At 66.9% G+C, this 13,246-nt stretch carries 11 protein-coding genes; 7 read left to right on the top strand and 4 right to left on the bottom strand.

Annotated features, from left to right (window positions below; genetic code table 11):
- The first annotated feature begins 87 nt into the window (after window positions 1–87).
- The 5 genes from gcvH (at window position 88) to ABZ293_RS36105 (ending at window position 7,886) form a co-directional block, all read left to right on the top strand.
- Window positions 88–492, top strand: coding sequence for a glycine cleavage system protein GcvH (gcvH, locus tag ABZ293_RS36125; protein ID WP_354952626.1), 405 nt, complete (start codon window positions 88–90; stop codon window positions 490–492).
- On the top strand, window positions 489–1,757 hold the full coding sequence (glyA, locus tag ABZ293_RS36120) for a serine hydroxymethyltransferase (RefSeq protein WP_355188196.1): 1,269 nt from the start codon (window positions 489–491) through the stop codon (window positions 1,755–1,757). Before gcvH ends, glyA begins: the two co-directional genes overlap by 4 nt.
- Before the next feature lie 89 nt (window positions 1,758–1,846).
- Entirely contained in the window at window positions 1,847–3,229 is a 1,383-nt protein-coding gene (locus ABZ293_RS36115) for an L-serine ammonia-lyase (RefSeq protein ID WP_355188194.1), read from the top strand.
- Between the two features lie 204 nt (window positions 3,230–3,433).
- The gene (locus tag ABZ293_RS36110; RefSeq protein WP_355188192.1) at window positions 3,434–6,493 is read left to right on the top strand and encodes a protein kinase; all 3,060 of its coding nucleotides are present in this window, start codon (window positions 3,434–3,436) and stop codon (window positions 6,491–6,493) included.
- Window positions 6,494–6,917: 424 nt separating this feature from the next.
- Window positions 6,918–7,886 carry a zinc-dependent alcohol dehydrogenase family protein gene (locus ABZ293_RS36105; protein WP_355188190.1) on the top strand — a complete coding sequence of 323 codons (969 nt, stop codon included), beginning with the start codon at window positions 6,918–6,920 and terminating at the stop codon, window positions 7,884–7,886.
- Window positions 7,887–7,989: 103 nt separating this feature from the next.
- On the opposite strand, the gene speB is transcribed toward ABZ293_RS36105, so the two are convergent.
- The 3 genes from speB to ABZ293_RS36090 all read right to left on the bottom strand — a co-directional run bounded on the left by speB (window position 7,990) and on the right by ABZ293_RS36090 (window position 10,051).
- On the bottom strand, window positions 7,990–9,003 hold the full coding sequence (gene speB, locus ABZ293_RS36100) for an agmatinase (RefSeq protein WP_355188188.1): 1,014 nt from the start codon (window positions 9,001–9,003) through the stop codon (window positions 7,990–7,992).
- 242 nt (window positions 9,004–9,245) lie between these two features.
- Window positions 9,246–9,641: a hypothetical protein gene (locus ABZ293_RS36095; protein ID WP_355188186.1), complete on the bottom strand. Its 396-nt coding sequence runs from the start codon at window positions 9,639–9,641 to the stop codon at window positions 9,246–9,248.
- A gap of 140 nt (window positions 9,642–9,781) precedes the next feature.
- Window positions 9,782–10,051 (bottom strand): hypothetical protein, encoded by a 270-nt coding sequence (locus ABZ293_RS36090; RefSeq protein WP_355188184.1) that lies wholly within the window; start codon window positions 10,049–10,051, stop codon window positions 9,782–9,784.
- 200 nt (window positions 10,052–10,251) lie between these two features.
- On the opposite strand from ABZ293_RS36090, the gene ABZ293_RS36085 reads away from it, so the two are divergent.
- Window positions 10,252–10,530 carry a hypothetical protein gene (locus ABZ293_RS36085; protein WP_355188182.1) on the top strand — a complete coding sequence of 93 codons (279 nt, stop codon included), beginning with the start codon at window positions 10,252–10,254 and terminating at the stop codon, window positions 10,528–10,530.
- Window positions 10,531–10,996: 466 nt separating this feature from the next.
- The gene (locus tag ABZ293_RS36080) at window positions 10,997–11,515 is read left to right on the top strand and encodes a DUF4232 domain-containing protein (RefSeq protein ID WP_355188180.1); all 519 of its coding nucleotides are present in this window, start codon (window positions 10,997–10,999) and stop codon (window positions 11,513–11,515) included.
- Window positions 11,516–11,774: 259 nt separating this feature from the next.
- Here ABZ293_RS36080 and ABZ293_RS36075 read toward each other — a convergent pair whose 3' ends face one another.
- Complete coding sequence (locus tag ABZ293_RS36075) at window positions 11,775–13,208, bottom strand: aminotransferase class V-fold PLP-dependent enzyme (RefSeq protein WP_355188178.1); 1,434 nt, start codon at window positions 13,206–13,208, stop codon at window positions 11,775–11,777.
- Between the last annotated feature and the right edge of the window lie 38 nt (window positions 13,209–13,246).

The following is a 13,246-nucleotide window of genomic DNA, read 5'->3' as shown; positions in this document are numbered from 1 at the left end:
CGCTCGAACACTTCGTGCTCGAACACGCAGCGCCCGAACACCATTGACCTACCAGTCACCAACGAGAACCCTCGAGAAGGTACAAGCATGTCCTCATCCGATCTGCCCGACGACCGCAGCTACACCGACGACCACGAGTGGGTGGCCATCGAACCGGGAGCCGAGCTCCCCGACTATCCCGTCCGAGTCGGCATCACCTCGATCGCCGTCAACTCGCTCGGCGAACTTGTCTTCGTGGACCTGCCCGAGGTCGGCGCCACCATAGTCGCCGGCGAGAGCTGCGGTGAGGTCGAGTCCACCAAGACCGTCTCCGAGCTGTACCCGCCGGTCAGCGGCCGTGTGACCCTGGTCAACAGCGCCGTTGTCGACGACCCGAGTCTGGTCACCTCCGACCCCTACGGGGAGGGTTGGCTGTTCGCCGTGCAGCCCTCCGCCGCCGGTGACCTGCTGACCGCCGCCCAGTACGCGGAGAAGAACGGAGTCGTGGCATGAGCGTCCTGGACCAGACCCTCCTGGATTTCGACCCTGAAGTCGCCGCACTCATCGGTAGGGAACTCGAGCGTCAGCGCACCGGGCTCGAGATGATCGCCTCCGAGAACCACGCTCCGATGGCCGTCATGCAGGCGCAGGGTTCGGTGCTGACCAACAAGTACGCCGAGGGCTACCCGGGGCGCCGGTACTACGGCGGGTGCGAGCACGTCGACGGGATCGAGCAGCTCGCCATCGAGCGAATCAAGGCACTCTTCGGCGCGAAGTTCGCCAACGTGCAGCCGCACTCCGGAGCCACGGCGAATGCGTCGGTGATGCACGCGCTGATAAAGCCGGGCGATACCATCCTCGGCCTGTCCCTCGCCGACGGTGGACACCTCACGCACGGCATGCGGCTGAACTTCTCCGGGAAGCTGTACAACGTTGCGGCGTACGGGGTCTCGGCGAGCGACTACCTCATCGACATGGACGAGGTGGCCCGGGCGGCACGCGAGCACAAGCCGCAGCTGATCATCGCCGGCTGGTCGGCCTACCCCCGGCATCTGGACTTCGCCCGCTTCCGCGAGATCGCGGACGAGGTCGGCGCCTACCTGATGGTGGACATGGCCCACTTCGCCGGGCTCGTCGCGGCCGGGCTGCACCCGTCACCGGTCCCGCACGCGCACGTGGTCACGTCGACGACCCACAAGACGCTCGGCGGACCGCGTGGCGGCATCATCCTCACCAACGAGGCCGACATCGCGAAGAAGATCAACTCGGCGGTGTTCCCCGGCCAGCAGGGTGGGCCGCTCGAACACGTCATCGCAGGCAAGGCGACCGCGTTCAAGATGGCGGCCCAGCCCGAGTTCGCCGAGCGGCAGCAGCGTTGCCTCGACGGCGCCGAGCGCCTAGCGGAGCGGTTGAGTCGACCGGACGTGCAGGGCGCCGGCATCTCCGTGCTGACCGGCGGGACCGACGTGCACCTGGTTCTGGTCGACCTGCGGGACGCGCAGATCGACGGCCAACAGGCGGAGGATCGCCTCGATGCGATCGGAATTACGGTCAATCGCAACGCGGTGCCGTTCGATCCGCGTCCGCCGATGGTGACCTCGGGGCTGCGAATCGGCACGCCGGCCCTGGCTGCCAGGGGTTTCGACGCCGGGGACTTCGAGAAGGTCGCCGACCTCATCGCCCAGGCGTTGATCGCGGCGCCGGAGGCGGACGTGTCGGCGCTGGCGACCGACGTTCGCGCACTCGCCGACAAGTACCCCCTCTACCCGGAGCTGTAGCACATGGCTGCGCTGTCCGTCGCGGCCCTTACATCCGCTCCTCGCTGCGCTGCGGCACTTGCTGCGATGATCCGGAAGGACCTCGACTCATGACCATCAGCGTGTTCGACCTCTTCACGGTCGGCATCGGTCCGTCCAGTTCACACACCGTCGGCCCGATGCGGGCGGGCGGGAGGTTCGCCGAGGCCCTCGCTTCCCTCGGTGTGCTCGATGCCGTCGCCCGTGTCCGCGTCGACCTCTACGGATCGCTCGCGGCCACCGGCGCCGGCCACGGCACCTTGTCCGCGATCCTGCTCGGGCTGGAGGGGTACCGACCGGAGACCATCGAGACACGGGAGAAGGACCGTCGCCTCGCGACGTTGCGGGAGACCCGTCGGATCATGCTGGGCGGCGTCCGGGAGATCGATCTCGCCGAAGACGAGATCGTGCTGCATCCGTTGACCGTTCGGGACTTTCATCCGAACGCGATGACCGTCGCCGCGACCGACGACGACGGGCGGGAAGTGCTGCGGGAAACCTACTACTCCATCGGCGGCGGCTTCGTGGTCACCGAGTTCGAGACGGAGGCGCCGGCGCAGGCGAACCCATCGGCGCTCTCGTTCGGTTCCGCGAAGGAGTTGCTGGAGATCACTGAGCGCCACGGGATCTCGATCGGCGACGTGATGCTCGAGCACGAACGTGCGGCCCGGCCCGAGTCCGAGGTGCGCACCCGGTTGCTACACATCAGGGACGTGCTGGTGGAGTGCTTCGAGCTGGGTATTTCGCGGGTGGGTTACCTGCCGGGTGGACTGCGCGTGCGGCGTCGGGCCCGCGACTGGTACGAACGTCTACGTCGCGAGGATCCCAACCGGGACGCCGCCTTTGCCGAGGACTGGGTCAATCTGGTGGCCCTGGCGGTCAACGAGGAGAACGCCTCAGGGGGACGGATCGTCACCGCTCCCACGAACGGTGCGGCCGGGATCATTCCTGCGGTGCTGCACTACGCCACCCACTACACGCCCATGGGCAAGTCCGATCCGGACGGCACGGCTATCCGATTCCTGCTGGCGGCGGGTGCGGTCGGGTCCCTCTACAAGGAGCGCGCCTCGATTTCGGGCGCCGAGGTCGGGTGCCAGGGTGAGGTTGGGTCCGCCGCCTCGATGGCGGCGGCGGGGCTCGCGGAGATCCTCGGCGGCACGCCGGCGCAGGTAGAGAATGCCGCGGAGATCGCCATGGAGCACAGCCTCGGCCTGACGTGCGACCCCATCGGCGGGCTCGTCCAGATCCCGTGCATCGAACGGAACGCGATCTCGGCGGGCAAGGCCATAAACGCGGCCCGAATGGCGTTGCGCGGGGACGGAACTCATCATGTCAGCCTCGACCAGGTGATCGAGACGATGCGCGCGACCGGGCTGGACATGAGCTCGAAGTACAAGGAGACGTCGATGGGCGGGCTCGCCGTCAACGTCTCGGTCAACGTCGTCGAATGCTGATCGCGGGCGTCCTCGGCATCGCGTGGGCGCTGCTGCGGCGTCGGCCCGCTCATCTGGCACGCGAGGCCGAGTTCGGGGCCGACCTCGATGCGGCAAAACAGGGTTGATGCAGACGCGCCGAGCGCCTGTCCGGGACGCAGCCCGCGGGTAGTCTAGAGAACACTCAGCAGGCAGTGACACAGGTGTTCGAGGAGAGAGCGTGCCGTGGCCGATGCGGACCCACCGGCAACCCAGGCGGACCTCGCCGGATTCGATCCGGTGGAGGCAGTTGCTGCTGAACTGAGTGCGGCCGGATTCGAGGATTCGCATGAGGTCGGCCGCGGCGGCTTTGGCGTCGTGCTTCGGTGTCGGCAGGGTGCCCTCGGCCGAACGGTCGCGGTCAAGGTGCTATCGGCGTCCCTCGATCGCGAGAATCGAGAACGCTTCCTGCGCGAGGAATATGCGATGGGCACGCTCTCCGGGCACCCGAACATCGTCGCGGTCTACGAGGTGGGAGTCACCGTCGGCGGCCGGCCCTTTATCGTGATGCCGTTCTGCGGCGCAGGCTCGCTGGAGGCGAGAATCCAGCGACAGGGGCCGCTGACCTGGTCGGAGGCCCTGCATGTCGGCGTAAAGCTGGCCGGCGCCCTCGAGACGGCCCACGGTGCGGGGATTCTGCACCGGGACGTGAAGCCGGCGAACGTCCTGCTGACCGACTACGGCGAGCCGCAGCTCACCGACTTCGGCATCGCCCGCACCACCGGTGGTTTCGAGACCACCGCCCGTGCCGTGACCGGCACTCTGGCGTTCACCGCCCCCGAGGTGCTCGAGGGCGGGCCGCCGAGCATCGAGTCGGACGTCTACGCGCTCGGTGCCACACTGTTCTGCCTTGTCTCCGGTCATGCCGCCTTCGAACGACGCAAGGGGGAGCAGGCTGTCGCGCAGTTCCTGCGGATCGTCGCGAATCACCTCCCCGACCTGCGCCAGCAGGGAGTGCCCGGGATCGCGTGCGAGCTGATCGAAACCGCGATGGCGCGCGACCCGGTCGATCGCCCGCACACCGCGGCGGATTTCGGAAACCTGGTGCGCGAGGTCGAGCTGCGCAGCGGCCTGCCGATCGACGAGATGGCCCTGCCCGGCACGACGGGATCGCGGGACACGTCCGCGCCGAGGGCCGCGCGGGAGCGCTCCCCGTCCGGCTGGACCGCGCGACCTCCGCGCTTGCCGCTGCAGTTGACCAGCTTTGTCGGCCGGCGGGCCGCGCTCGCCGATGTCGGCGCACTGTTGACGACGGCGCGTCTGGTCACGCTCACCGGCCCGGGTGGGGTGGGGAAGACTCGGCTCGCGATGGAGGCGGCGGCGGCGTCACCGTTGCACGCGAACACCTGGCTCGTCGAGTTGGGAACCGTGCTCGAACCGGAATTGCTCATCGACAAGATCGCCGACGACCTCCGGCTCGGCGACGAACCGACCGGCGGGCGCAACCCGATCCGGGCCCTGGTCGACCGACTCTCGGACGCGTGGGGCGATCGCGACGCCCTGATCGTGCTGGACAGCTGCGAGCACCTGGTCGAGTCGTGCGGCCCGCTGGTCGAGGAGTTGCTGCGGTCGCTCGGCGGATTGCGCGTGCTGGTGACCAGTCAACGGGTTCTGGGCGTCAATGGTGAACATGTCTATCCGGTCATGCCGCTCTCGCTGCCCGATCCGGCCGCCGACGAAGAGGAGGGGGCCGAATCCGAGGCGATCACCCTGTTCGCCGAGCGCGCTCGGGCGGCCGAACCGGATTTCGCGCTGACCGACGACAACCGCGTCGCGGTGGCCCGGTTGTGCGAGCAACTCGACGGGATACCGCTGGCCATCGAGTTGGCGGCCGCCCGGCTGCGCGCGTACGGACTGGAGGAGATGCTGGCGATGCTCGCCGACCGGTTCCGGATGTTCGCGGCTACCGGCCGGCCTGTTCCGCGGCACGGCTCGCTGCAGGCGCTGGTGGAATGGAGCTACGACCTGCTCACCGCCCGGGAACGCGACGTGTGGGCCATGATATCGGTATTCACGGGACGTTTCACCGCTGCTGCTGCGGCAGAGGTCTGCGCGGGTCCCGGATACCAGGAACAGGATGTCCGGTTGATTCTGGCGTCGCTGGTGGACAAGTCGATGTTGTTGTCCGGCACCGTCAGTGGTGTCCGTCGCTACTGGATGCTGGTGACGCTGCGCGACTTCGGGCGCGAGCGCCTGGCCGAGACCGACCTGCGGCCGGCGTGCGTGCAACGATTCATCGCCCGGTACCGGCGCCTGGCCGCGGAGTTCCGGCGGGGGTGGTTCGGCCCCGGTCAGCAGGCGGTGTACGACGCGGTCCACGACGAGCGGGAGAACTTCCGCGCGGCCCTTTCGTACAGCCGCAGCGACGGGCAGCTGTCCCTGGCCGGTATCGAGATCGTGACGTCGCTGCACTTCTATTGGCTGGCCAGCTGCAGTCTGTCGGAGGCGCGGCGCTGGTTGTCGGCGGCGCTCGAGTCCACCTCGATGGACGAGGCGAATCGATCACGGGCACAGTGGAGTTCGTCGGTTGTGGTGATGCTGCAGGGTGACCGGACGACGGCGCTCGATCGGGCCACGCGGGCGCGCGAGCTCGCGATCGCACGCGGCGATCACGGCGACCAGGGATACGCCGCGGCAGCGCTGGGATTCGCCGCGGTCTGTGGTGGCGAACTCGAGCTCGCCCGGGTGCACTACCAAGAGGCGGTGCAGTGCCAACGCGACTCCGGCGACGCCGAGGGCCTCGCGGTCGCCATTGCCGGGCTGCTCACCGGTCTGCCGCCGGGCGGCGACACCCACGGTGCCCAGCTCTGGCGTGAGGCGGAGGCGCTGTGCACGGCGGCCGGCGACAAGTGGACCCTCGCGTACCTCACCTTCGTGCGTGGATACGATGCCTTCCTGGCGGGGGACCTCTCGGGTGCCATCGACCGTCAACGCGAGTGTCTGCGGCTCGCAAGGGGATTCGGCGATCGGATCCTGTACGCCTGGGTGTTCGAGGTGATGTCCTGGATTGCGGTCCAGCGCGGCGACGCCGAACTGGCCGCGCGGATGCAGGGGGCCGCGGCCGCCAGTTGGGCGTCGGGGGAGACGTCGATGCTCGGCTACGGCGGTATGCGCGAAGGGCATGACGAGGCCTGCGCTCGTATCCGCGCCGAACTGGGGGAGTCGTCGTCCGATCGGCTGCTGCGTCGGGGCAGTCGGACGTCACTGCAGAAGAGCATTTCCGTTGCTCTCGGGGAGCGGGACTGAGGTTCCGCCCGCCCCGATCGGCGGAGGACGTATTCGCCTGGACAGCAGGATATTACGGGCTGGCGATGGAACAGATGCGCCGCGCGGGGCGCATCGATGATGAGGTGCCTGCGCACGTGTCGCCCGCGCACAGCGAGAACATCGACTTCACGGCGCCAGCGCGGGGAGGGAAGCTCCGCACTGGCGCCGATCGCCTTCTAGCTGGCCTTTTGCGCCGCAGCTCGCCGGTAGAGGCTGAGCACGAGCGCCAGGTTGACCAGGGACAGTGCCAGTGAGATCCACTCCTCCTTGTCGGTGGGTGGTGGATATACTTTCGGAGGGAAGGTGGACGCGCCTGGTTTGACGCGCCCACCGGTGTTGCTTCCTCCTAGCTCGGTAGGCAGCCGCTCACACAGCGGCCCCCCTTCGATGGAGAGGAATTAATATGCGCGCCATCCAGATTGAACAGTTCGGCGACCCCACGCAGGTGCTCCGCGTCGTCGACATCGAGGAGCCGCCGCCACCGGGTCCGCATGAGGTTCTGTTGGGCGTTGAGATCTCGCCGTTGAACAAACACGACCTACTGGTTGTCACCGGCAGGCTGGCGCGACCCCCTCTGCCCCACATACCAGGCGCAGAGGGGGTCGCCCGCGTGCTTGCCGCTGGCGCCGAGGTCGACGGACTTCAAGTCGGCGATCTGGTCGTGATACCCCTGTATGCCGGTGCGTGGCGTGAGCGGCTCGTCGTGCCCGCCGACGGCCTGTTCGCACTCCCCGCCGACGGCAACATCGAGCAGTACTCGATGCTGGGCAGCAACCCCCCGACGGCAGGGTTGATGCTCAGTGAATGCACCCCCCTGCAGCCCGGTGACTGGGTGGTTCAGAACGCCGCGAACTCCGGTGTGGGACGGTCATTGATCGCGCTAGCCAAACTTCGTGGACTGAAGACGATCAACCTGACCCGTGACGACGCAACGTTCGCCGAGCTCACAAAGGCCGGGGCCGACGTGGTCCACGTCGACGACCCCGATGCGGTCGGCGATGTTCGAGCAGTGATCGGCGACGCGCGAGTGGCACTGGCAGTGGAAGCCGTCGGTGGTCCGGGGGTGGCGCGGCTGCTCGAATTGCTCTCCGACGGTGGATGGTTGGTCAGCTATGCCTGGGCCAGGGACGAACCCATGTGGGTCGACACCTCGACACTGGTCGGCAAGCACCTCACCGTCCGCGGATTCTTTATCGGCGACTTCGACTACCGCGACAAGGTGGTGCCTGTCATTCGTGAGGCGGCACCGCTGGTGGCCGACGGCGCCCTCGTCGTCCCCGTGGCGGGCGTGTACCCGCTCGAGCATATCGAGGACGCGGTGCGACATCTCCTCCGTGGCGGCAAGATCCTGCTGAAAGTGGCGGGGCGATGAAGGCGACGAGCGCCCCCAGGGTGCGGCGAAGGTTCTTTCGCCGCACCCGGAGGGCTTCGTCCTGGCCCGGGGACGGATCACCACGTCCCCGGGTGGTCTTCGGCTATCTCGAGCGCGCGGACTCCTCGAGTGACTCGGCGGCGGAGAGGGCCTTCGCGGCCGAACCGGACACCATCAGCGAGACCAGGTCGAACACCAGCGTCGCGGCTGCAACGCAGGTTATTTCGGCGTGGTCGTAGGCGGGGGCGACCTCGACGACATCGGCGCCGACGATGTTCAGACCGGTCAGCTGGCGCAGCATCCGCAGTAGTTCGCGCGAGGTGAGCCCGCCGGCCTCGGGTGTGCCGGTGCCCGGTGCGAACGCCGGGTCGAGCACGTCGATGTCGATGGAGACGTACACCGGGACGTCACCGATGCGCCGGCGCACGACGTCGACGGCGGCCTCGATGCCGATGACGTCCAGGTCGCCGGCCCGGATGATCCGGAATCCCATCCGCGCGTCGTCGTTCAGGTCCGCCTGGTCGTAGATCGGGCCGCGGATACCGACGTGAATGGAGTGATCCTCGACGAGTAGCCCTTCCTCGAACGCCCGACGGAAGATCGTCCCGTGCGTTACCGGCTGGTTGAAGTAGGTGTCCCAGGTGTCGAGGTGGGCGTCGAAGTGCAGCAGGGCGACCGGGCCGTGCTTGGCGCGCAGCGCACGAAGATTCGGCAGGGCGATGGTGTGGTCGCCACCGATCGAGACGATCTTGCGGTCGCCACCGCGGAGGATCTCGCTGGCATGGTCTTCGATCTGTTTGCAGGCCGCGGCGATGTCGTACGGGGTGACCGTGATGTCGCCGGCGTCGACGACCTGGACCTCTTCGAGCGGCGCGAGACCGAGTTCGACGTGGTAGCCGGGGCGCAGTGCCCGGGCGGCCTGTCGGACGGCGAGCGGGCCGAACCGGGCGCCGGGCCGGTACGAGGTGCCCCCGTCGAACGGCACTCCGAGGATGGCGATGTCGTAGTCGTGCACCTCGTGGATGTCGGCTATGCGCGCGAAGGTGCTCTTCCCCGCATAGCGGGGAACCTCGGTGGCGGGGACGGCGCCGATCAGGCGATTCTCGGGCTGGTTCATTGTTCTTCTCACTCCGGTATCAGGGCTGGCAGCGGATGCTGGCGGGTCGAGGGTGGGTGCGATTCAGACGGCGCGAACCGTGGCAGGGACCGGCGGCGCGACCGCGGGATCTGACCGGCGGCGGTCTCGCGGAGCGAGACCCCACGGGTTTCCGACGCCATGAAGATCGAGACGAGGAGCCGGGTCGCGGTGACGATCGCGCCGATCACCAGGGCACCGCTCGCGCCGAAGCTGCCCCTATCTCAGTGCTGAGGCGAGTTGCCCCGCATCAGTTTTCGTGCCAGACCGAACCGGGCTGTCTGGTCAATGGGGTGGCGATCCGCATCGGCCGTGACGTCGGCATAGCGCTCGACCACCTGTTCGAGTTCGTCGAACCCCATTCGTGTCGGCAGGACCAGTCGCGACAGGTCGAGGTCGCCGATGCCCAGTACCTGCCTGATCCTCGTCAAGGCCACGCATCCCGACGAGCAACGCAGATGCAGGGTGAGGCCGTTCATCGCCTCCGCCGATGTCAGGCGGCCTGGATCGGCGTAGCAATCACCGATATTGGTGTTCACATGGGTCAACAGCGAAGGATCGAGGTAGCCGGGCCGCAGTTCGTTCCCCATCGCGCCTGACCCCACCCGATCCAACGCCACGTGCGCCCTGGATTCAGTGCTTCCGATATCTCCCACCGTATGCACCTTTCTGTCTCGAATAGTGGTCGTGGCCTGAAAATGGGGTCCGCGTGCCGCGCTGACGGACTACACCTTCGGTCGCGACTTGGCCGCGTCGATCGTCAGCTCGGCGACGAGTTCCAGCGGCGGCCGTCGCTTTCATTCGTCCTCGCAGGTACTGGCATCGGGTTGGAAGTGTGGTCCGGTAGGTAAAGTCGCTGGCACGGAAGCTGTCTCATATCCGCCGTCAGGAGGTCGTCGACTGTGATGGCGGACGCCAGGCCCTGCCGCCGCATATTGGCGGCGAACTCCTTCGCCACGCACTCCTCTGCGCGGTAGTGCAGGATCGGTAGTCCTTCGACATCGAAATCGACGGCCACATGGCGCTCCATGGCAATCACCGTTGACTCTCGCAGGGCACGAATCGGACCCCGGCCCGCGGCACCGGTTGACGAGGCCAATGCCTAGGCGGCTTCACCGTCCACACCTCGGCAAGCTCGACACGCCGGAACTGACCGCGAAGCGAGCGCCGCGAAGAAGATCTCCGCCGAGACGTTGGGGATGAACGCAGGCTGGGCGAGCGCGACCACGATTGATCGAGAACGATCCGATCAGTAGCTTGCGGCGGCAGATCCGCTCCACCAGCCACAGGCCGGGGATGCCGCCGACGACGATGCCGATCAGGCTCGCCGGGCCGACCATGCCGATCCCGGTTGGCACTCGGACCCATCGCGCGCTCGAGGGTGATCAGCGCGACGCCGATGATGGAACGCGCAAAGCCGCCGATGAACGCCCCGCCGGACGAGGAGAGGGTCAGCTTCTTATGCAACTTCGTGAGCGGCGCATCGTCGATGAGGTGACCGGTACTTGACATATGGTGCTCCTGGATCAGGGCGGAAGCTCGACGTCCGATGGATGCAAGCTCCGACCCAGGATCACCCATCCGGGCGTGCCCTGACGAGTAACTAATGCGCAAATCCGATGCGCATGCTTTGAGCGATCGCACAACGCATGCTGTCGTGGAATCAGGCAGATTGCGAGCGTGGTGGTCACTGTCGCCGGGCTAGTGGCGATCCCGCGCCTGCGGCTCGACGGGTACTCCGGTGCCGACGCAGCTATGCACTGTCGCCGGAGGCCGTCGCCAACCCGGCTAGTTCCCCTTTTGCCTGGACATGCAGCAGCCTCCATCCCTGTCACGGATTGAAATTGCCCTGAAACTGTGGCGGTGCAAGTAGATTCGGGCGCTGTGGGGACGAGTCCCTCGAGCGCAACCCCACCCGTTCGGGCGAAATATCTGTTCAAATGGCCCGGTGGTATATCGCATTTCGAAAGGAATCATGACGTCAACCAAGTGGCGGGTCGCGGGAACGGCCGGCGCCGTAATGGCATCCCTGGCGGCGGTGATGATCCCGGTGGCGACCAGCTCGGCCGCGCCGGCGCCATGTGCCGCGGAGGCGCTGAATCTGAGCACCCGCGAGCGGCCGTCCGACTCGCCCGGCCAGAGTCGGCTGGAGGTCGTCATGACCAACACCTCCACGCAAAGCTGTTCGGTGCAAGGATTCCCGGGCATCGACCTGGTAGGCCCGGAGGATCCGACCTTCGGTCCGACCTACCAGCTGCCCCGCCAGGCCGCGGATCCCGCACCACTGACGGTGGAACCGGGCGCCGCGGTGAGCAGCGTGCTCACCTACCTGCCGGGAGGCCGGGACGGCTGGGTCCCGGCGACGATCGTCGTCACCCCGCCGGATACCACCACCCAGCTGCAGGCACCGTGGCCAGTGGGGGTGAGCGTGCAGCGCCAGGACGGCGCCACCCACCCGGGCACCTACATCGGCCCGCTGCAACCCGCGTCCTGAATCACCCGTTCCACCGCCGCGCCGACCCGGTCTGCGCGGCGGTTCATCGTCGCACGGCAACCTGGCAACTCTTTCGCGAACCGGCTCGGCACAGGACCCCGGTAAGCGCCCCGTCGCCGGATCGATTCCGAGCCCCTCACACGGCGTGGCCCATGGATCGGTTCTTGACATCTCGGAGCACAGTGGAAATCTCCCTGACCAGTCGGCGAGGGATCCCGCTCATGGGTGGCGTGCGACACCGCCCAGTCCACCGGAAGCGTCAGCATCGTTCTCGATCCGGAAACTCCCCGAGATGCTCGTCGGCAGTGCGGTGGTCACGCCACAACCGAAGATAGCGACAGAATCCGATGATGTCGTCGAAGTTGCTGACCGGGCCCAGCGAGATGCGCAATGCACCGCCGGTGGGTAAGCCGATGGCTCGTCGATAGTCTTCGACCGTATGCAGGCCCGCCCGCATCGTGCCGACCCGAATCAGGTCTGCGGGATCGAGTTCAAAGACCGTCTCGCCGACTCCCGGGTTGCAGAAACAGCCAGCACGCAAGGCGATCCCACGCTCTACCGCGCGGTCTTCGGCCACCCGCTCGTCCACGAGGTTGCCGTCCATATCCAGCAGGTTGAACGCGATCGTCGGGCCTCTTCCCCGAGTGTCGGTGGGTCCGTACAGTGCACACACAGGCATGCCATTGCTGTGGCGCAGCCTCGACATCTCACCGAGCAGGAATTCCATCAGACACTGCACTCGTGTTCTGACCGCGTCGCGATCGAGAGTCTGTTGCACGTAGTCCAGGCCGATCGACACACCGAGCGCGCCCAGAAAATCAGGTGTCCCGTCCTCGAAACTGTCGGGGGGTTCGGCGCTCGCGTGCCAGCCGCCCAGCGCACTCGAGGCGACGACGGTGCCGCCGGAGAACCAAGGACGGCGCAGCTGCGTGAGCGCGTCGTTTCTGGCGATCAGGCATCCGAGCCCGGTCGGCCAGCCGACGATCTTGTAGTAGGACAACGGTACGAAGTCGGGCTTGTGCCTGGTGAGATCCAGATCTGAGATCGCCGCGTATGCGGCAGCGTCGAGAAGTACCTGCCAGCCGCGGGCATGGGCTTCGGGTATCCATTCGAGTGGATGTTGGACACCGGAGAAGTTGCTCTGCGCTGGATACGCAAACAACGCGGGCGCCTTCTCAGCCTGGTCCAACGCGTCTACCACGGCAGAGAGATCGGCGCGGAGATCTGACCGGAGGCCAATCGTTTCCGTTGTCGCTCCACGAGCACGTGCGTACTCGCGGATACCGAGCACAGAATTGTGATTGTCGCGGAGTAGCGCCAGACGGGCTCCCGGCTGGAACGGAAACGATTCACCGACAAGCCGAAGAGCGCCCGTGGCATTCGCCGTGAAGATAACCGAGTACTCGTCGGGATCGGCGTTCACGAATCGCAGTGTCGCCTGGCGAGCGCGCCTGATCGCTTCGGTGGATCGCCGTGACGGAACGCTCGCGGAGTGCGGATTTCCCCAGATCTCGTTGCTCATGGCGCGCTGATACGCGCGAAGCTGTGATCGGCTGGGGAGGCCACTTCCCGTGTAGTCCAGATAGATCAGGCCCTGCTCATCGAGTTGAGGGAAGTCGCCAGCGCGGATGCGATCGAGATGTCGTGTCCCTTGATAGGCGGGGTACGAGCTCGAGAACCTTTCGAAGCTCACATCCCCGTGTTGTGTAACGGTCATACTCGGTCCACATC

This window comes from Nocardia sp. NPDC005998, assembly GCF_040614395.1.
GTDB lineage: Bacteria > Actinomycetota > Actinomycetes > Mycobacteriales > Mycobacteriaceae > Nocardia.
This window is presented reverse-complemented; position numbering and strand designations above follow the sequence as displayed.